Genomic DNA, 17,398 nt, shown 5'->3' on the forward strand with positions numbered 1-17,398 from the left:
CAAAAACAAATTAATCTGATGTTTTAATCTAAATTATAGAATTATCTTTTCATTATTAACTCAGCAGTAAAATCGATATAAAAAGACAAAATAAAAGCTGGTATTTAACCAGCTATTTATTTTAAAGGTTTTCCAAAATATTAACTCGCTTCAGCAAGTTTTAATTCCTTTAGATTACGATATTTTGCACCGCGGTGATTTTCAGGCAAATATGGCCCAGCACCAAATAATTTTTCTCTTAATGTTCCTTGTGCATATGAGGTTTGATATACCCCACGTTTTTGCAACTCTGGCACAATAAACTCAACTACATCGGCAAAGGTTTGATGCGCCAAAATATAGGCAAGGTTGAAACCATCAATATCGGTATCTTCAACCCATTGCTGTAGAGCATCTGAAACTGTTTCTGCCGAACCCACTAACACAGGTCCATTACCGCCTAAGCTGTTCCAATTTGCAATTTCTTCAATGGTCCAAACACGCTCTGGATCTGCATTTACATAACAATCTAATAAAGATTGAATCGCGTTGGTTTGAATATATTCAACTTTATCGGTCGGTTGATATTGTGAAAAATCAACACCAGACCAGCCAGACAGTAATGTTAATGCCCCATCGCAGCTTCCGTAGCTTTGATATTCTCTAAACTTAGCCTGTGCTTTTGCATCGGTTTCATCAGTGACAATCGACAAAAGCGCATAAATTTTAACTGAGTACGGGTCGCGGCCTTCTTGAGCCAATTTTTGACGAATGCCCTGTACCACTTTTTTAGTGGCAATTTTAGACGGCGCTGCTATGAATACGCACTCGGCATTTTGACTCGCAAACTTCTGGCCGCGTGATGATGCACCTGCTTGGTAGAGTACTGGTGTTCGCTGCGGTGATGGCTCACAAATATGGATACCCGGTACAGTAAAGTATTTGCCTTCGTGCTGAATTGGATGCACTTTTTTATGGTCAGCAAAAATACCGCTTTCACGATCGCGAAGTACCGAACCTTCTTCCCAAGACCCTTCCCAAAGTTTGTAAAGGACTTCTAAATATTCATCAGCAATATCATAACGATTGTCATGATTAACCTGAGTTTTTAGACCCAAGTTTTTCGAACCACTTTCTAAATAAGACGTCACGATATTCCATCCAACTCGCCCTTTGGTTAAATGGTCTAGCGTGCTAATACGCCTAGCAAAAGGATAAGGATGTTCAAAGGAAATAGAAGTTGTGACACCAAAGCCCAAGTGCTTTGTGACTGCTGCCATCGCTGGCACAATCTGTAGTGGATCATTGACAGGAACTTGTACTGCACCTGTTAAGGCATGTTCAGCACTTTGATGATAAACGTCATAAATACCAAGCACATCTGCAATAAAAATACCGTCAAAAAAACCACGCTCAAGAATTTGTGCTAAATCTGTCCAATATTCTAAATCTTTATATTCAATAGATCGGTCTTGAGGATGTCGCCATAATCCAGGAGATTGGTGGGCAATACAATTCATTTCAAAAGCATTAAAACTAATTTTCTTAGTCATAAAATATTCGCCAGCATTTTATTTAATTTTTATACTAAAGCAATTTTTATGTTTTCTTTATAATATATACCCCAAACAAAATATGATTTTATTCTAATAGATTTTTATAATTTATTTCTAAACAATCAAAATAATATTAAGCCGCTAAAATAGCAGCTTAATATCTAAAACTATAATTTATTGTTTAGCAACATTCCCTATTCGCCATTGATACGGAGGTAATGTGCCGTTTACGCTAAAATCACCGACAATTCGATTTTTAAATACTCTCGGGTTATGTGAAGATAAAGTTCGTACATTACGCCAGTATCGATCTAGGCCTAAATCTTTGTCTGTTGCAGAAGCACCTAAAGCATCAAATAAAATGGTAGAAGCATTTAAAATTAGATCGGTAATAACCGTTTGAGACTGTGCACTTTCAAGCTCGGCAAGTGCATTTTGTTCTTCTTCAAGCTGCTCATTATTTTGAAATGCAGCCAAGTAAGCACGTTGTAAGCTTTGTGCGACTTTTTCAACAATCGCCCCTGCACTGTAAGCTGCACCACGGATTTGACCTACTACTTGTAAAATTTGCGGATCCTGTTTTACAAATTGAGCATTCGCATGCGTATAGTTTCGGGTACGTTTAGCAACAGTTTGAGAAACATCATAGGTTGCAGCACGTCCTAGACCTGTAATGATTGCCAGTTGGACCAGTTGATAGTAAGCCGCTGAATATTTAAAACGATCATCATCAGGTAAAATTTCAGTTTCATCGACCAATACATCATGGAAATATGCTGTACCACTCGCGGTAAGTTGCTGACCAAAGCCATTCCAGTCATCAACAATTTCGACACCTTCATCTTCACGACGGACAACGACTGAACCAGATTCACCTTTTAAATCTGTTACACCAACGTCAACCCAGTCTGCATATAGGCTACCAGTGGTATAATATTTTTTACCTTTAACGCGAATTTTACCGTCACTGTCTCGATACAAATGAGTTTCAAACTGATCAATTGACTCTTTCCCGCCTTCAGACCACGCGCTGCCAACCGTTTCACCATTTGCAATTCGGCTAAGCCAGCGCTGTTGAAACGCTTTGTCTTTACTCACCAACACATCTTCAGTGAAACCAAAATGCACACGCAAAGCTTGCGGTAAGTTTGAGTCGGCCTCTGCAAGTTCAACGAGTAATGCAAATAGTTCAGGAATGGTTGCATCAAAGCCACCATGAGCTTTGGGAAGTCTTAACCGTGTAAAACCAATATCTTTGAGCCACTGAAGTTGTTCATAGGGCAAAATATGCTGCTGCTCACGGATTAAAGCCCCTTCTTTAATACGGGCAAAAGTCGGTCTGAAATTTTTTGCCAATTCATCATAACGCTCAGTTGGCCCTTCACCCCACACGCGAGAAATGATTGAAGCCTGACTAAGTGCTGCATGCGTTAGTGAACCGAGATGATGCTCAAAATTTAAATTTGTCATGTAAGTAAAACCAATATTGCTTTGCTTTTACCATAAAATATTTATTTCACATGAAAACGATTATTTTTTTATAACTGTATTCATTCTTTATATAAGAACCCACACACAAACATAAAAAGCCCATCTCCCAAGCCCTAAGATAGTTCTTTTTGTCTAATGCTCTGCTGGCTTTGTAGAAGTGTTTGTATATATTCTGAATAGACAGATAATTTTTCGAAAATATGCTCTGAATAAAACATGTCGTCAATTAAATGCGTCATTTGAGGCGTCGTGAAAGTGTCACAGAGTCCTACCAACTCAGCATTCATTTGAGCGAATTTCGCGCATAGTTTTACATAAGTTTCATCTTTATTTTTGAATAATAATTTCCGCATTTCTAAGCCATTTAGGTTTTTTAAGTCATCATCTTTTGTGTTTTTAATCCAATAAATTTTGATCTTTAAAAATTGCTCCAGTGCTTTTAAATGCTCGACATCTACGTCTAAACTCGTAATTAAAAAAACTGTAGAGAGATCACTTCGGCACAGTGCCTTGATTAGGCTTAAATAAATAAACTCAACCTCATTAAGCTCTGCAAGCTCCAAATCTATATAAATTTTTAGACTTTCTAAAACGTCATCTACTTTAAAGAGTACTTTCTTCTCAGCTTGGTAATATTTATTAAGAATAGAAAGCACAGGCGCAGTTGCAGGCGTTGTATAAATAGCGGCCTTATTTAAGTTAGCAAAAATAAATGGTGAAAATAGATAAGCCACACTACTTTGCTGTGGTTCAATATGAGCTTGGATTAAATATACAGTTTCAGATTTAGAAAAGTCTCTGAGTACTTTCGCTCTTAATAAAGTAGCTTCAAAATTAACATAGGTTTGCTCTAACTGAGCCAATATAGAAACAGGAATAGGCTGATTTTTAATAATTTTATGCAGGACATTGAGTTGAGAAGTAATAAACATTTTTTAACATCCAAGCTATTTTAGAAGAGCTACACTTAAATCAGGTCTTTAATAACCTACGTAACAACCAGACCTCACGCAAAACAACAAAGGAATAAAAGAGAAGAAACTATTCTGCGCTTATTACCCAAAGTCGCATTCGCTGTATTTTGGAGAGTGATTTTGGCCATTCGTAAATCTTGTTCATTTATTTTGGACTTTTGAAGAATGGATACATAGCTACAGATAATTGAAAAAAAACTATAGCACACCTCGTGACTGCTCCAGACTGTTATAGTTTTATAAAAAATTTCTGTATCTACATATACAAAATTAGTAAGTGCATGATTAAGGAAACTTCTTAAGGTAGGTAGTTTTCATGAGACGATCTATTGCATATCGCCAGATATTTCATCAATGTTTCAATGCAACATGCATTTTTACAAATGCAACATCAAGCATAAACTTTGTTAACAGATTGAGAACAATCAATCAGTATATTCTCTTGAAATATCAAGCAATTATGTTGCTTAACCCTGTTGGCATTTTACTTGCTAAGAAGATCTATCACAGAAGCAAGTTTAATCGTCAGAATACTTTGTTGCCTGAAAATAAGTATTTAACTCATTTAACCATCATCAGCTAGTTCACAGGGGGAAAGTTTATGAGCCTCGGTCTAACCGCTCTAGAATTAGCGCGAATACAATTTGCTTTTACAGTATCCTTCCATATTATTTTTCCGGCCACTTCCATCGGTCTTGCCTGCTTTTTAGCAGTGTTAGAGTGGAAATGGTTACGAACCCAAAACCCGATTTATAAAGATCTATTTAAGTACTGGATTAAGATCTTTGCCGTTGCCTTTGGTATGGGTGTGGTCTCGGGCGTAGTCATGAGTTACCAGTTCGGTACGAACTGGAGTGAATTTTCACGTGTCGCCGGAAGTATTACTGGTCCCTTACTTACCTATGAAGTCTTGAGTGCCTTCTTCTTAGAAGCAGGTTTCTTAGGCATTATGCTGTTTGGTTGGGGACGTGTTGGTCCTCGAGCCCATTTCTTCGCAACACTTATGGTTGCCATCGGAACATGTATTTCCATGTTCTGGATTCTATCTTCAAATAGTTGGATGCAGACACCTCAAGGCTTTGCCATCGAAAATGGCATTATTGTGCCAAAAGACTGGTTTGCAATTGTCTTTAACCCATCCTTCCCTTACCGCTTTGCCCACATGGGTGCAGCCGCTTTCTTAGTTTCATCATTATTGGTCGTCGGAACATCTGCATGGCATTTAGTAAAAGGCCGTCGCGATGAGTTGGTGAAAAAATCGTTCTCGATGGGTCTCTGGATGGTACTTGTCACTTCTTGTTTGCAAGTGGTGATTGGCGATAACCATGGTTTAAACACCCGTGAACATCAACCAGCCAAACTTGCGGCAATGGAAGGTCACTGGGAAACCAATCACAATGAGCCTATGCCATTATTGCTATTTGCAATTCCCGATATGAAAGAAGAACGTAACCACTTCGAAGTGGGTGTTCCATATTTAGGTAGCTTAATTTTAACGCATAGCTTAGATGGCCAAGTGACAGGTTTAAAAGATTTCGCACCTGAAGACCGTCCAAATTCAACCATCGTTTTCTGGAGCTTCCGTGTGATGGTGGGTCTTGGTGTGCTCATGGTCACTCTGTCTTTAATTGCGCTTTGGTTACGTAAGCGTGGAAAACTCTATGAAACATCATGGTTTCATAAATTTGCTGTAGTGATGGGGCCTGCGGGTTATGTGGCAATGCTGGCTGGTTGGATTACTACCGAAGTAGGCCGTCAACCGTGGGTTGTATACGGGATTATGCGCACTAAAGACGGGCTTTCACATACCGTTTCGGCAGATCAGGTTGGACTGAGCCTGTTTATTTTTGTGGTGGTCTATACCATCGTTTTTGGTAGCGGTATTTACTACACCTTAAAACTCATTAATAAAGGCCCTGTATTTATCGATACACCAAATATTGAAACTGGTGGCGTTGGACACTTTAAAACACCAATGCGTCCACTCAGTGCTGTCGATGAAAACATTGACGATAATCAAAAATCTGGGGAGAAACATCATGATTGATCTTTCTTTAATATGGGTCGGTATTATTGGTTTAGGTGTCATGATTTATGTGGTCATGGATGGCTTCGACTTAGGAATCGGGATTATGTTCCCCTTCATTAAGAACAGCCAAGAACGTGACGTGATGATGAATACCGTGGCCCCTGTCTGGGATGGTAATGAAACGTGGATGGTACTCGGTGGCGCTGGTCTATATGCTGCCTTCCCACTGGTCTATTCAACAGTTTTATCAGCACTATATTTACCGATCATTTTCATGGTGATTGCCCTGATTTTCCGTGGCGTTGCTTTTGAATTCCGTTTTAAAGCTCATCGCACCAAACACCTTTGGGACTTGGCTTTTATTTGGGGTTCAGTTTTAACCAGCTTCCTACAAGGGATTATTCTGGGTGCCTATATCCAAGGGATTAAAACCGAAAATGGTATTTATGCTGGTGGTCCATTTGACTGGTTATCTCCATTTACGATCTTTACAGGTATTGGTGTAGTTGCGATGTATGCCACTTTAGGATGTGGATGGCTGATCTTAAAAACCGAAAAAGGTTTGCAGCAACGTATGTATGAGCTTATGCCAAAGCTGATTATTGCACTGCTCATTATTTTTGGTGGCGTAAGTTTATATACGCCTCTGACTCATCCTGAAATTGCAGATCGCTGGTTCTCTTTACCAAATCTGTTCTATTTTAGTCCTGTACCTATTTTGGTCTTATTGTTTGTTGGCCTGATTTTATCGGCTTGTAAAAAGCAGGATCATGACCTTAAACCATTTGCATATACATTGGCTCTCGTTTTCCTTGCATTTACTGGTTTTGTGATTAGTTTATGGCCCTATATTATTCCGCCATCAGTCACCATTTGGCAGGCAGCAGCGCCTCATTCAAGCCAGATGTTTGCTTTGGTCGGTGCACTTATTTTGATTCCAATCATTATTGCTTACACCATTGTGTCTTACTGGGTATTTAGAGACAAAGTCCGTGTAGGTGATGAAGGCTATCATTAAGTATGGAGGGTTTTATGAAAAAGTCATCCGTTAAACTCAATCAAACCCAATGGTTTATTCTGCTATGGATCGGTGGTTTTTTAGCCTTAGCTGTGATTGCGGGATTGTTTAAAGTTATCTTGATTTATGCAGCCCCTTACTTAAAGTAAATCTATTGTTCTAAACAAATGCCGTTTGTAGATTCTGCAAACGGCATTTATTATTGATTAAGTGCTTCTTTCATTTTGTTATTTCGTGCAGCTCATACATGTATAAATCAGAACAACTCGCTCATAGCATTCGCCAACTCATTGAAAGTGGCACTTTAAGTGCGCATGAAAAATTACCGTCATTGAGAGATCAGGTACAACGGTCTGGCTTTAGTTTAATGACCGTAATGAATGCTTATCAGGAGCTTGAATCACAAGGACTGATCTATTCAAAAGAAAAATCTGGGTACTTTGTTGCCGAGCAAATTGCACTAAAGCCACTCGAACAATATTCAGTTGTTTCACTGAACTCTAAAATTGAAATTAATTCCTTAGTTTTTAAATATCTTAAGTCAATTCAACATGAGTCCGTCATACCTTTTGGTTCAGCTTTTCCGGACAGTCAGCTTTTAACAGCACCCAAACTTATTCAAATTATGGGGCAACTTGCGCGCCAAAGACAAAGTTATGACCAGACCACAAGCCTACCTCCCGGTAATTTAGCCTTAAGAAAACTGATTGCTCAGCGCTACTGTATGCAAGGCATACAGACCGATCCAGATGACATTGTCATTACATCTGGAGGTTTAGATGCACTGAACCTTTCGCTACAAGCTGTCGCTCAACCCGGCGATTATATTTTATTACAGCAAACTGTGTTTTATGGGGCTTGGCAAGCCGCCGAGCGTTTAGGACTTAAAGTGATCACCATTCCTGAACATCCACAACATGGTTTTGACCTAGAGGCATTTGAACAAGTCATTCAAACCTATCCAATCAAAGTGTGCTGGCTCATGCTCAACGCCCATAACCCGATTGGTTTTACAGTCAGTGATGACATTAAATATAAAATTGCCAAGTTGCTTCACGAACATCAAATCTATTTAATTGAAGATGATGTCTATGAAGAGCTTTATTACGGTGGGCAAAAACCACTTTCAATGAAGTATTTTGACCAACAAAATCTGGTACTGCACTGCTCGTCTTTTTCTAAAACATTAGGTGCAGGTTTTCGGGTCGGTTGGGTCTATGCGGGTAAATTTTCAGACCATATTCAACACTTGCAACTCATGAGCACCATTTCAGTAAATGCTCTCATTCAAAATGCATTGGTTGAGTTTTTGTCTCATCATCATTATGAAAAGCACTTGCGTACACTTAGACTTTCACTTGAGCGTTATAAAAAGCAGTTTTATCACTATTTAAAGCAGCATTTACCTAGCTCTTGCGAAGTGTATTACTACCCAAGTGGCTATTTTCTATGGGTCAAGCTTCCTAGTACGCTAGATAGTATGCAAGTTTATGAAGAATTGATTCAGCAAGATATTGGCGTTGCACCAAGCCCTCTGTTTAGTGTTTTACCCGCACAACAACATTATTTGAGAATTAACTGTTCTTTTGAATGGAACACTAAAATTCAAAGCGCATTAGATCAGGTTATCAAAACCATTCAACAAAGAGTTGAAGCAAGTCTCTAAAGAAATGCTTCGACCTAAGCACAATTTTATAGACTTTATTTTGTGGTAACTTTATAGCTCAAATCTATTGGTTTTAGGGAAGCAGGTTCAAAGGATTAATATGGAAATTGATGAAGAACTCACCCTTAAAAAAATACAGATTTTTTTAGCTTTCATGCGCTGCGGAAATTTGTCTAAAACAGCCACAGAAATGCAGTTGAGCAATGTCAGTGTTCATAAAGCCTTACATTCTTTAGAAAGTGCTTTACGTTGCCCTCTTTTTAAAAATGAAGGCCGTAACCTCATTCCTTTAAAAAGTGCTTATGTCTTTGAAGAACGGGCACAGAAAATCGTACAAGACATTTTTATTACCGTAAATAAAACTAGAGAAGCCGCGGGCTTTGCAGCTAAGGTTTTACATTTAGGATCTCTTTATTCTTTGACGGTAAATACGATTCCAAATGTGATTAGCGGTCTTAAGCTCAGACGTAGTGAGCTTGATATTCAACTGTTGCTGAGTTCAAATCAGGACTTGGTGAAAAAGCTTAAAGCAACTGAGCTTGATGCCATTATCGTGGCTTTAAATGAAACCACTCAAGATAATGACTTTGAAATTTTGCCGATGTTTTCAGACGATATCTTTCTGGCAGTCAATAAAGATTCAAAATATGCCGATTTTAAAGATATTGATTTAAGCCTTTTAAAAGAAGAAACTTTTTTAACTTTAACTAAGGGTTTTGCAACTCATAACGACAGCGACATTATTTTTAAAAAAGCAGGTTTTTCACCAAAAGTTGCTTTACAGGTCAATGATATTTTTACCTTAATTAGTATGGTCAGCTCAGGTGTCGGTTTTGCTCTACTACCTGGCCGTATTTCTGCAGTTTATGAAAGTTCAGTAAAACTTATTCCACTCAAACAGCAATATCACATGCAACAAGAAATTGGCTTGGTCTTTCTAAAGAGTAAAGAGCGCGATCCAAACTTACTTGCTCTGATTGCTGAATGTCGAATGTTTGCTTCTAATTTCAAAAATAAAAAAGACCGCTGTTAGTAGCAACGGCCTTTTTTGACTGAGTATTAAATACTGATTAACCGACTAAAGCTTTAACAGCAAAGAACAAAACAGTCGGCCCCATTAAGCAGCCAAGACCTGTATGGAACGTTGCTGTAAGCGCACCGTAAGGCACTAAACGACGGTCTGTCGCTGCTAAACCAGCCGATACACCACTTACAGTTCCAGCTAAGCCACCAAAAATCATGGCAGAACGTGGATTGTCTAATCCCATAAATTTTGCGGTAAGTGGTGTTGAAACCATTACACAAATTGCTTTCACCAGTCCCGTTGCAATTGACAAGGCCATGACATCAGAACTTGCACCAATTGCAGCTCCCGTCACTGGTCCCACAATGTAGGTCACTGCACCTGCGCCAATTGTGGTAATACTTACTGCATCACGATAGCCAAAAATCCATGCAAACATACAACCAACAATAAATGGCAAAATGGTTCCGAGAAATAAAGAGAAGGCACCAATAAATCCGGCTTTTTTCGCCTCAGTCGCTTGTACCTCAAATGCAGTTGCGACAATGGTAAAGTCACGAAGCATTGCACCGCCCATGAGTCCGACACCGGTAAAGAGTGCAAGATCGGTAATCCCTTTTTCACCGCCTGTCATTTTTCCGCCAAACCATGCCAAGATTAAACCAATCACGATCGCAATTGCTGAAGCATGCACTCGTCCCTTGGTTAAATATTTAGATAGCTTAGTCGACAACCACATAATTAAAGCAATTAAAGCGAAAGCTGTAATTAAACCTAAATGGGTTAAGTCCTTTAATAATAATTCAACCATGAACTTTGCCTCCAATGCGGTTTAATGTGGTGTCTTCTTCCTTCGGTAAAGGGCTTGCCTTGTTATAACGGCTTAAGCCCGCAATGGTGAGTGTACAAACGATAACCGAAACTACCGCAGCGAAGAGTGCCATATGTCCACTAGATAATGCTGTAACCACATTTTGTTGTGCTGCCATGGCAACAACAACAGGAATATACATGGTGCCCCAGAATGAAACGCCTTTTTCGGTTTCAACTGTCATAACACCACGTTTTTCCATCCATAACCGTATACAAATGAGTAAAATCATGGCGATACCCACGCCACCAACATTGGACTTTACATCCAATAAAACGCCCAACAAATCGCCAACAATAACACCCACCAAGGTGCAAAGTGCGAGTAAACCAACTCCATATATAATCATGACAATCCCTCATATCCTTGGATCATTTATGCTTTTGTAAAATCTGACTCAAAAAGAAAAACTATTTGCCTGTTCTTTTTGCATTGCCATCTGAATAGTGTCTATGCGTGTCCCTTGAAATGACAACACGGTTCCTTCTTTAAATGTTCGGCGTGCAAGTGTAGTAAGCACCGTTCCCGGCAAAGCTTCGATCTGTAACCTCACACCTCGCTCCCATGCAGCTTGGATGGTACTTTCCCAATCTACAGGTCGACTCATATTAAAAGCCAAGTCATCACCAATCTGTTCTGGCTTACTAAGCGTACGAGCCGTTGTACCACTTAAATAACGTATTTTAGGCTGCTTTAAAGTCACTCCCTCCATAGACGCTGCAAGTTGCGTTGCTTGCTGACTTAATAATTCACAGTGTGATGGCACCGATACATCTAATTTTTTTGCCACCACGCCTTGTTGCTTTGCCAAAACAGCAACTTGGTTCATGGCCTCAAAACTTCCTGAAATAACGATCTGGTTATGTGCATTAATATTTGCGACAAACACCTCTGGCGCTATTTCATAAATCTGTTTGACCCATGTTTCAACAGCTGCACAGTCTGTACCAATCAAGGCAGTCATACCATAGCCTGTTGGATAGGCGTTTTGCATGAGTTCACCTCGATAGGCAACCAAACGAACAGCATCCTCAAAGGCTAAAACTCCCGCTACAACCGCAGCAGACCATGCACCAATCGATAGACCAGCTACATAATCAGGTGTTAAGTTTTCCTCAGTTAATAGTGCAGAACTCACCACACCTGAAATAAGTAAACAAAGCTGTACTGCACGTGTCGATTGCAATGCAGCCGGACTATCTAGCATCAAGACATCTTCTTTGAGTGCATCCGATGCACGCTCAAGATATTCTTTAACTAGAGCGATTTGAGGTAAGTCGTGCAACATATTGCTTCGTTGCACACCTTGTCCCGGATATACCCAAATTGAAGCCATGATATCTTTTCCCTAATTCCATGGGTTTTCTACTAAAACAGCACCATCAGGACGTTTCAATAGAACTTTTCCGCTATTCCCAGCCCATTCTTTTAAGGCCAACCCACCTTGCGGAAGTTGCAGTTGTATATCCACATTAAGCGCTGCTTGCTGAAAATTTACGAGTAGCTCAACCGCCTGCTTTTTGGCAAAAGGCTGTTCAGCTCGAATCAACAGATCTATGTCACTTTGCTCGGTTACTGTTTTAATGCCCGTTGCCAGTTCAAACCCGAAACTTCCTGTATATCCCCAACATCCTGAAAATTTTTTCATGATGCTAGAAATGCTCTGTAAACGTTCTGCTAAGTGCTCAAAGTGTTGCGTATCTACGTGAGTCAGCGCTTCTGGCTTAAGCTGTTTGCTGATTGCTGATCGTGGTATTTGAGCTGCATATCGTTGATAGCGAAATTGTCCTCTTACACCCACAGCCACCTGATTTTCAGGAGTAATTGCCCGTCGAACCACAACAGGATCACCTCGTTGCAATACCTCTCTCACCCAATGCGGAGCATCAGCGGCCAAGCAATCGACCGTCATGCCCCACAGTAAATCATGGGCTTCGAGATTAAGTTTCATGACCATTGCTCGCGCAATAATTCACGGACTTTTTTAGACATTTGACGGTTTTGGCCGTGAAGTCTTTGTTCCAACCCTCTCGATTGATCAGCATTAATTTCTTTAAACGCTTTAGCAATTGCCTGTTTTGCTAACAAAAGATCATCGTTTGTCGGTTGTTCAGGGGTTTCAACAGATAACAGTTCAGATAACAAACCCAGCGTTGCATAACTTTCAATGTCATAGGCCATTGGCGGAATGCTTGATGCCAATTGCTCTAACTCATCAACCGATCGTAAGGTAACGCGTGCAGCAGATTCCTTACCCATTGCATGCACCATAACACCTGAATCTTTTAAGGCAATAATACGATTGGCTTGGTATCCATGCGCTAAGAAAGCACCTGACATCGACTTACCAACCAATAAACTCACAATAGGATGACCTGCTAATCTGGCTCTAGCATAGCTATCTACTGCACCCGCTAAAGCTTGATGAATACCCAATAATTCTTCACGGCGCCCATAGGCCTGACTTGGCACATCAACCAAGCATAAAATGCCGCGTTTATTTTCAGTCTGTGCATCGGCTTGAATCACGTCATCAACTGCTTTTGCTACATTCCAGCCTTCTAGCAGTCCAACTTCACCTTGTTTTGCCCGTGGGAACAGATTATTGGTATCTTGCACAACTGCAATCACACGCACCTCTTGCTGATCGATCTGACCATCAGCCACCCAAACAGAAGCTGGAAAACCTTCAACTGTCTTAAAACCCTGTGTAAATGCTTTAAACCAATGTGCACCACGTGTAGATGCTTTTAATGTATCAACGGCGATATTCATGCTTGCTCTCCTTGATACAAAGCTTGAACCTGTGCTGGGGTAATCTGCTCAGCAGTATCGACTTGTTGTAGCTTCGCTAAATAAAATGAGTAGTTTGAACTACGATGCTGATGAGGTACGCCTTCAGTTAAATAATCGGTGACTTGCTGACGAATTTTCTGACGATCATCGTCAACATAAGCATCTGCCAAACCACTAGCGAAGCGCTGATTACCACCAGTAATACTCCATATAAATGGACGATCTTTGGCGTTATATTCTTGGACACCAGCTTCTTGTTCAATTACTTGCGGGCCATTTAAGCCTAAACGTCCTTCTTGTGTCATTACAATATAGCTACATAGGCCAGCCGCAATTGACATACCCCCAAAGCATCCTACACTGCCTGCAACCACAGCAATCACAGGTTGGTACTGACGTAAGTTCACAATGGCAGCCTGAATTTCAGCAATTGCAGCCAAACCTAAATTTGCTTCTTGTAAGCGAACGCCGCCCGTTTCCAACAGTAAAATTGCCGCTGTTGGAATACCTTTCAGATTGTCTTCAACTGCAAGTTCTAAGGCACCCGCAATTTTAGCTCCGCCTACCTCACCTAAACTTCCGCCTTGAAATAAGCCTTCAATAGAAATTAGAACCACTGGGCGTTCTTGAATAGATCCTTTGGCAATCACTACACCATCATCTGCTTGCGGCACAATATTCTGTTTAACGAGCCAAGGTGACATAACACGTGAAAATGGGTCGAGTAACTCTCGAAAAGTCCCTTCATCTAACAATGCTTTGGCACGTTCTCTTGCGCTGAGTTCAATAAAATCTTGTTTATTTAACAAGCTCTCGATATCAGTCATGAGCAATCTCCTCTAATGCTTGTTCCAGACGTAAGCGAATAACACCGGGAGTTGCACCAAAGTCATGAATATCAATATTGACCGCTGGTGGTATTTGCGCAGTAAAAATTCGTTCAAAAAGATTGTGCCAACGTGCTGCACTGCCATCTACCGAAGTCACTACCTGAATAGAGGTCTTTCCCTTTTCACCGGGTTCCATCAAAATTTCTAAATCGCCAGAGCCTACACATCCTACCAATGCTTTTTTTACAGGTGGCTTTGTCGCCACAAATTCAAAATGAAGTGTTTCCATCATCAAAATCCCTCTTTATTTTTTAAAGATGACTGCTGAGCACGATCGATAAACAATGTTGCTGCCAATAAGTCTGCGGCACCACCAGCTGAAGCTTTCATCCGAAGCAGATCAATCTCTAAAAGATGCAAAGCACGTCGGCCTTCTAAGCTTGAGCTACCACCCAAATCCAATACTTGCTGTGCGCCTTGTTGCATACGCTTTAAACCAGATGTGCCAGAGCGATAAAGCACACAGGTATCGTTCAGATCGGTCATAATGGCAAGTAAGGCATCTAAGCGAGCGAACTCTTCTTTCATGGGTTTACTACGGCTTTGATAAAGTTGCTTTAAGCCCAAATTCACAATAGTTGGAAAGCCTTGTTGAGCTTGTTCTTTTGCACCTAAGACGCCTAATTTCTTTTGGACTTGCTGACCATGACTTAAAGCCTGCTCTGGAATAAAACGATCTTCAAGCTGAGCAATCTGGCCTGCTAAATGGCATAGCTCAACAGCCGATAAGTACTGTTGATTGGTGCGCGCCAATGCTGCTGCCGTAACCATTAAACCCAAGGCCCAAATTGCACCGCGGTGTGTGTTAACACCATCTGTTGCCAACATCATGGTCTTTTCACCTTGGCGACCAATTTCGCCAATGTCTTCACGCAAGGCCAAACAGACTTTTCCATGATGCTTTGCAGCTTGAGCCATCGCTTCAAACATGGGCCCTAAACTTTTCGCAGAGCGCTCCATTAATTCCAAAGTCAGGTCATTGTGTGCACCACTGCCGCGACGATCAACCAAAGCTGGTTTCGGTGTCAGATTAACTTCATCAATTAACGCTTCGACTGCTAAACTTGCCAAAATCTGACTATCGCTAAGTGCTTGATATTGAACTTGTGCCATCATTACCAACTCCTAAATTTTGCAGGTGGTTGATATAAACCATCTGACCATGTCACCAAGTCGGCAATATTTTTTGCAGCTAAAAGCTCACGTGTTGCATCGGTGCGGCGAATACCTAAATCTTCAGGGAATACCACCAAGCCTTCGCTTCTTAAACGTGCTGTTGTTTTAGGGTCTTGAGTTAAACCAATACTGGTCACACCTGCCACCGCAGCGATCATGGCTTGACGCTCTTCTTGGCTGCTTGCTTTATATAGATAAGCAATACCTTCTTCGGTCAGTAAGTGAGTGACATCATCGCCATAAATCATGATCGGTGCTAAAGGTAGGCCTGCTGTTTTAGCAACATCAATTGCATCGAGACGATCCACAAAAGTTGGCTTGCCACCCTCTTGGAAAGTTTCAACCATTTGTACAACTAGTTTTTTACCACGTGCCAAATAGGTTTCAGTTTCATTGGCACCTTGCAAACGCATATCTAACCATGCTGGCGTATCGTGACGACGACCACGCGGATCATGTCCCATGTTCGGTGCACCACCGAAACCAGCCAAACGACCTTTGGTAACAGTCGAAGAATGCCCCATGCCATCAACTTGCAAAGTTGCGCCAATAAATAGATCAACGGCGTACTGACCGGCGAGCTGACACATCATGCGGTTAGAACGTAAAGCGCCATCACGACCTGTAAAGAAAACATCAGGACGAGCTGCAACATATTTTTCCATACCGAGTTCGGTACCAAAGCAATGCACGCTTTCAACCCAACCTGTTTCAATCGCTGGAATTAAGGTTGGATGCGGATTTAGTGTCCAATTTCGGCAAATTTTTCCTTTTAAACCCAAAGACTCACCATAGGTCGGTAAAATGAGTTCAATTGCCGCAGTGTTAAAACCAATACCATGGTTTAACGATTGCACATTATGCTTTTCATAAATTCCGCGAATTGCCATCATCGCCATGAGCACATGCACAGGCTTAATGTGTTTTGGGTCACGAGTAAATAACGGTTCGATATAAAATGGCTGATCTGCAACCACCACATAATCCACCCAAGAAGCAGGAATATCGACACGTGGTAACTCTGAGACATCATCGACCAGTTCATTGACCTGAACAATCACAATACCGTCACTAAAAGCCGCAGGTTCAATAAGTGCTGGTGAATCTTCAGTACTTGGACCTGTATAGATATTGCCTTGACGGTCTGCCATAAAACCCGCCGAGAGCACCACATTTGGAATGAGGTCGACCACCAAACGTGAATACAATTCGATATAAGTGTGTATGGCACCGATTTCTAACAAACCATCTTCAATTAACTGGCTAATACGTAAACTTTGTGGGCCAGCAAAAGAAAAATCGAGTTTACGCGCAATGCCTTTTTCAAACAGATCAAGATGTTCTGAACGCCCTACGCTTGGCATGATCATATGTAGATCATGCAAAATATCTGGATTGGTTTGAGCCAAAGAGCGCGATAAAAAATCAGCCTGTTTTTGGTTATTTCCTTCGAGTACAACTCTGTCACCCGGAGTAATCAAGGTTTCCAAAACTTTAATAATGTCTTGAGTTTGAATCACCACACCATCGGTATATTGGTTTGCCATCTCTAGTTTTAGTTGTTTGGCATGACGCCGTTTTGTCCATAACCGTTCTTTATTCTGAACTGATCCTTCCATGTGCTTACCTATAGATCGCAGTTTTGTTCTGAATCTATAAAAACGCTTTATGGAGTTTCGATCAATCAACCTAGATGAGCTGTTATTAACTTCAGGTTAATGATTTATTTTAAGGTGGCTGAAAAAGAATTTGAGAGAATAGACACATTAAATGTCTTAGATAAATAGACTTATTTAGAAAACTGGTACTGCAACTGTTTTGTATCAAATTATCAGATGATAGAATATTAAGCCTGATTATTCAGCTACAATTACTTGATAAGAAATAGTTTATGCCAAAAAAATATTGTTATGCCTGCCACCAAAAAA

Annotated in this window: 17 protein-coding genes; 5 read left to right on the forward strand and 12 right to left on the reverse strand. The window is 40.6% G+C overall.

Annotated elements, in window-relative coordinates:
• Positions 1-140: 140 nt before the first annotated feature.
• The 3 genes from AW165_RS16390 to AW165_RS16400 form a co-directional block, all read right to left on the reverse strand.
• On the reverse strand, positions 141-1,532 hold the full coding sequence (locus AW165_RS16390) for an LLM class flavin-dependent oxidoreductase (protein WP_060466430.1): 1,392 nt from the start codon (positions 1,530-1,532) through the stop codon (positions 141-143).
• A gap of 177 nt (positions 1,533-1,709) precedes the next feature.
• A complete protein-coding gene (locus AW165_RS16395; RefSeq protein WP_060466431.1) occupies positions 1,710-3,005 on the reverse strand; it encodes an acyl-CoA dehydrogenase family protein in 1,296 nt (431 codons plus the stop codon).
• Positions 3,006-3,139: 134 nt separating this feature from the next.
• Entirely contained in the window at positions 3,140-3,958 is an 819-nt protein-coding gene (locus AW165_RS16400; protein ID WP_002114561.1) for a hypothetical protein, read from the reverse strand.
• Positions 3,959-4,601: 643 nt separating this feature from the next.
• Between AW165_RS16400 and AW165_RS16405 the strand changes: the two genes are divergently transcribed.
• From AW165_RS16405 to AW165_RS16420, 5 genes are all read left to right on the forward strand, one after another.
• Positions 4,602-6,047 carry a cytochrome ubiquinol oxidase subunit I gene (locus tag AW165_RS16405; protein ID WP_005076460.1) on the forward strand — a complete coding sequence of 482 codons (1,446 nt, stop codon included), beginning with the start codon at positions 4,602-4,604 and terminating at the stop codon, positions 6,045-6,047.
• A complete protein-coding gene (gene cydB / locus AW165_RS16410) occupies positions 6,040-7,047 on the forward strand; it encodes a cytochrome d ubiquinol oxidase subunit II (protein WP_060466432.1) in 1,008 nt (335 codons plus the stop codon). Before AW165_RS16405 ends, cydB begins: the two co-directional genes overlap by 8 nt.
• 14 nt (positions 7,048-7,061) lie before the next feature.
• Positions 7,062-7,196, forward strand: coding sequence for a hypothetical protein (locus tag AW165_RS19465; protein ID WP_005076466.1), 135 nt, complete (start codon positions 7,062-7,064; stop codon positions 7,194-7,196).
• A 98-nt stretch (positions 7,197-7,294) separates the two neighbouring features.
• Positions 7,295-8,713, forward strand: a complete 1,419-nt coding sequence (locus AW165_RS16415; RefSeq protein ID WP_060466433.1) for a PLP-dependent aminotransferase family protein — start codon at positions 7,295-7,297, stop codon at positions 8,711-8,713.
• Positions 8,714-8,813: 100 nt separating this feature from the next.
• Positions 8,814-9,746, forward strand: coding sequence for a LysR family transcriptional regulator (locus AW165_RS16420; protein WP_060466434.1), 933 nt, complete (start codon positions 8,814-8,816; stop codon positions 9,744-9,746).
• A gap of 37 nt (positions 9,747-9,783) precedes the next feature.
• Here AW165_RS16420 and madM read toward each other — a convergent pair whose 3' ends face one another.
• From madM to mdcA, 9 genes are read right to left on the reverse strand one after another with little or no spacing between them, the layout of a single operon-like run.
• Positions 9,784-10,548 carry a malonate transporter subunit MadM gene (madM, locus tag AW165_RS16425; protein ID WP_033849713.1) on the reverse strand — a complete coding sequence of 255 codons (765 nt, stop codon included), beginning with the start codon at positions 10,546-10,548 and terminating at the stop codon, positions 9,784-9,786.
• Entirely contained in the window at positions 10,541-10,957 is a 417-nt protein-coding gene (gene madL / locus AW165_RS16430; protein WP_060466435.1) for a malonate transporter subunit MadL, read from the reverse strand. The genes madM and madL overlap by 8 nt, the downstream gene beginning before the upstream one ends.
• Positions 10,958-11,005: 48 nt before the next feature.
• Complete coding sequence (mdcH, locus tag AW165_RS16435) at positions 11,006-11,944, reverse strand: malonate decarboxylase subunit epsilon (RefSeq protein WP_060466436.1); 939 nt, start codon at positions 11,942-11,944, stop codon at positions 11,006-11,008.
• Positions 11,945-11,956: 12 nt separating this feature from the next.
• A complete protein-coding gene (locus AW165_RS16440; RefSeq protein ID WP_060466437.1) occupies positions 11,957-12,565 on the reverse strand; it encodes a malonate decarboxylase holo-ACP synthase in 609 nt (202 codons plus the stop codon).
• Positions 12,556-13,383 carry a biotin-independent malonate decarboxylase subunit gamma gene (mdcE, locus tag AW165_RS16445; protein ID WP_060466438.1) on the reverse strand — a complete coding sequence of 276 codons (828 nt, stop codon included), beginning with the start codon at positions 13,381-13,383 and terminating at the stop codon, positions 12,556-12,558. The genes AW165_RS16440 and mdcE overlap by 10 nt, the downstream gene beginning before the upstream one ends.
• On the reverse strand, positions 13,380-14,231 hold the full coding sequence (locus tag AW165_RS16450) for a biotin-independent malonate decarboxylase subunit beta (protein ID WP_060466439.1): 852 nt from the start codon (positions 14,229-14,231) through the stop codon (positions 13,380-13,382). The genes mdcE and AW165_RS16450 overlap by 4 nt, the downstream gene beginning before the upstream one ends.
• Complete coding sequence (locus AW165_RS16455; protein WP_060466440.1) at positions 14,224-14,523, reverse strand: malonate decarboxylase subunit delta; 300 nt, start codon at positions 14,521-14,523, stop codon at positions 14,224-14,226. Before AW165_RS16455 ends, AW165_RS16450 begins: the two co-directional genes overlap by 8 nt.
• 2 nt (positions 14,524-14,525) lie before the next feature.
• The gene (locus AW165_RS16460) at positions 14,526-15,410 is read right to left on the reverse strand and encodes a triphosphoribosyl-dephospho-CoA synthase (RefSeq protein ID WP_060466441.1); all 885 of its coding nucleotides are present in this window, start codon (positions 15,408-15,410) and stop codon (positions 14,526-14,528) included.
• Positions 15,410-17,089: a malonate decarboxylase subunit alpha gene (mdcA, locus tag AW165_RS16465; RefSeq protein ID WP_060466442.1), complete on the reverse strand. Its 1,680-nt coding sequence runs from the start codon at positions 17,087-17,089 to the stop codon at positions 15,410-15,412. The genes AW165_RS16460 and mdcA overlap by 1 nt, the downstream gene beginning before the upstream one ends.
• Positions 17,090-17,398 lie beyond the last annotated feature (309 nt).

Origin of the sequence: Acinetobacter sp. LMB-5 (assembly GCF_001541635.1) — a bacterium.
Classification (GTDB): domain Bacteria; phylum Pseudomonadota; class Gammaproteobacteria; order Pseudomonadales; family Moraxellaceae; genus Acinetobacter; species Acinetobacter pittii.

Excerpts from the sequence above, each read along its gene's own strand:
- AW165_RS16460 (WP_060466441.1), bottom strand. The coding sequence starts at position 15,410 with ATGATGGCACAAGTTCAATATCAAGCACTTAGCGATAGTCAGATTTTG.
- AW165_RS16405 (WP_005076460.1), top strand. The coding sequence starts at position 4,602 with ATGAGCCTCGGTCTAACCGCTCTAGAATTAGCGCGAATACAATTTGCT.
- cydB (WP_060466432.1), top strand. The coding sequence starts at position 6,040 with ATGATTGATCTTTCTTTAATATGGGTCGGTATTATTGGTTTAGGTGTC.
- AW165_RS19465 (WP_005076466.1), top strand. The coding sequence starts at position 7,062 with ATGAAAAAGTCATCCGTTAAACTCAATCAAACCCAATGGTTTATTCTG.
- mdcH (WP_060466436.1), bottom strand. The coding sequence starts at position 11,944 with ATGGCTTCAATTTGGGTATATCCGGGACAAGGTGTGCAACGAAGCAAT.
- AW165_RS16415 (WP_060466433.1), top strand. The coding sequence starts at position 7,295 with ATGTATAAATCAGAACAACTCGCTCATAGCATTCGCCAACTCATTGAA.
- mdcE (WP_060466438.1), bottom strand. The coding sequence starts at position 13,383 with ATGAATATCGCCGTTGATACATTAAAAGCATCTACACGTGGTGCACAT.
- AW165_RS16395 (WP_060466431.1), bottom strand. The coding sequence starts at position 3,005 with ATGACAAATTTAAATTTTGAGCATCATCTCGGTTCACTAACGCATGCA.
- madM (WP_033849713.1), bottom strand. The coding sequence starts at position 10,548 with ATGGTTGAATTATTATTAAAGGACTTAACCCATTTAGGTTTAATTACA.
- mdcA (WP_060466442.1), bottom strand. The coding sequence starts at position 17,089 with ATGGAAGGATCAGTTCAGAATAAAGAACGGTTATGGACAAAACGGCGT.
- AW165_RS16455 (WP_060466440.1), bottom strand. The coding sequence starts at position 14,523 with ATGGAAACACTTCATTTTGAATTTGTGGCGACAAAGCCACCTGTAAAA.
- madL (WP_060466435.1), bottom strand. The coding sequence starts at position 10,957 with ATGATTATATATGGAGTTGGTTTACTCGCACTTTGCACCTTGGTGGGT.
- AW165_RS16420 (WP_060466434.1), top strand. The coding sequence starts at position 8,814 with ATGGAAATTGATGAAGAACTCACCCTTAAAAAAATACAGATTTTTTTA.
- AW165_RS16450 (WP_060466439.1), bottom strand. The coding sequence starts at position 14,231 with ATGACTGATATCGAGAGCTTGTTAAATAAACAAGATTTTATTGAACTC.
- AW165_RS16390 (WP_060466430.1), bottom strand. The coding sequence starts at position 1,532 with ATGACTAAGAAAATTAGTTTTAATGCTTTTGAAATGAATTGTATTGCC.
- AW165_RS16400 (WP_002114561.1), bottom strand. The coding sequence starts at position 3,958 with ATGTTTATTACTTCTCAACTCAATGTCCTGCATAAAATTATTAAAAAT.
- AW165_RS16440 (WP_060466437.1), bottom strand. The coding sequence starts at position 12,565 with ATGGTCATGAAACTTAATCTCGAAGCCCATGATTTACTGTGGGGCATG.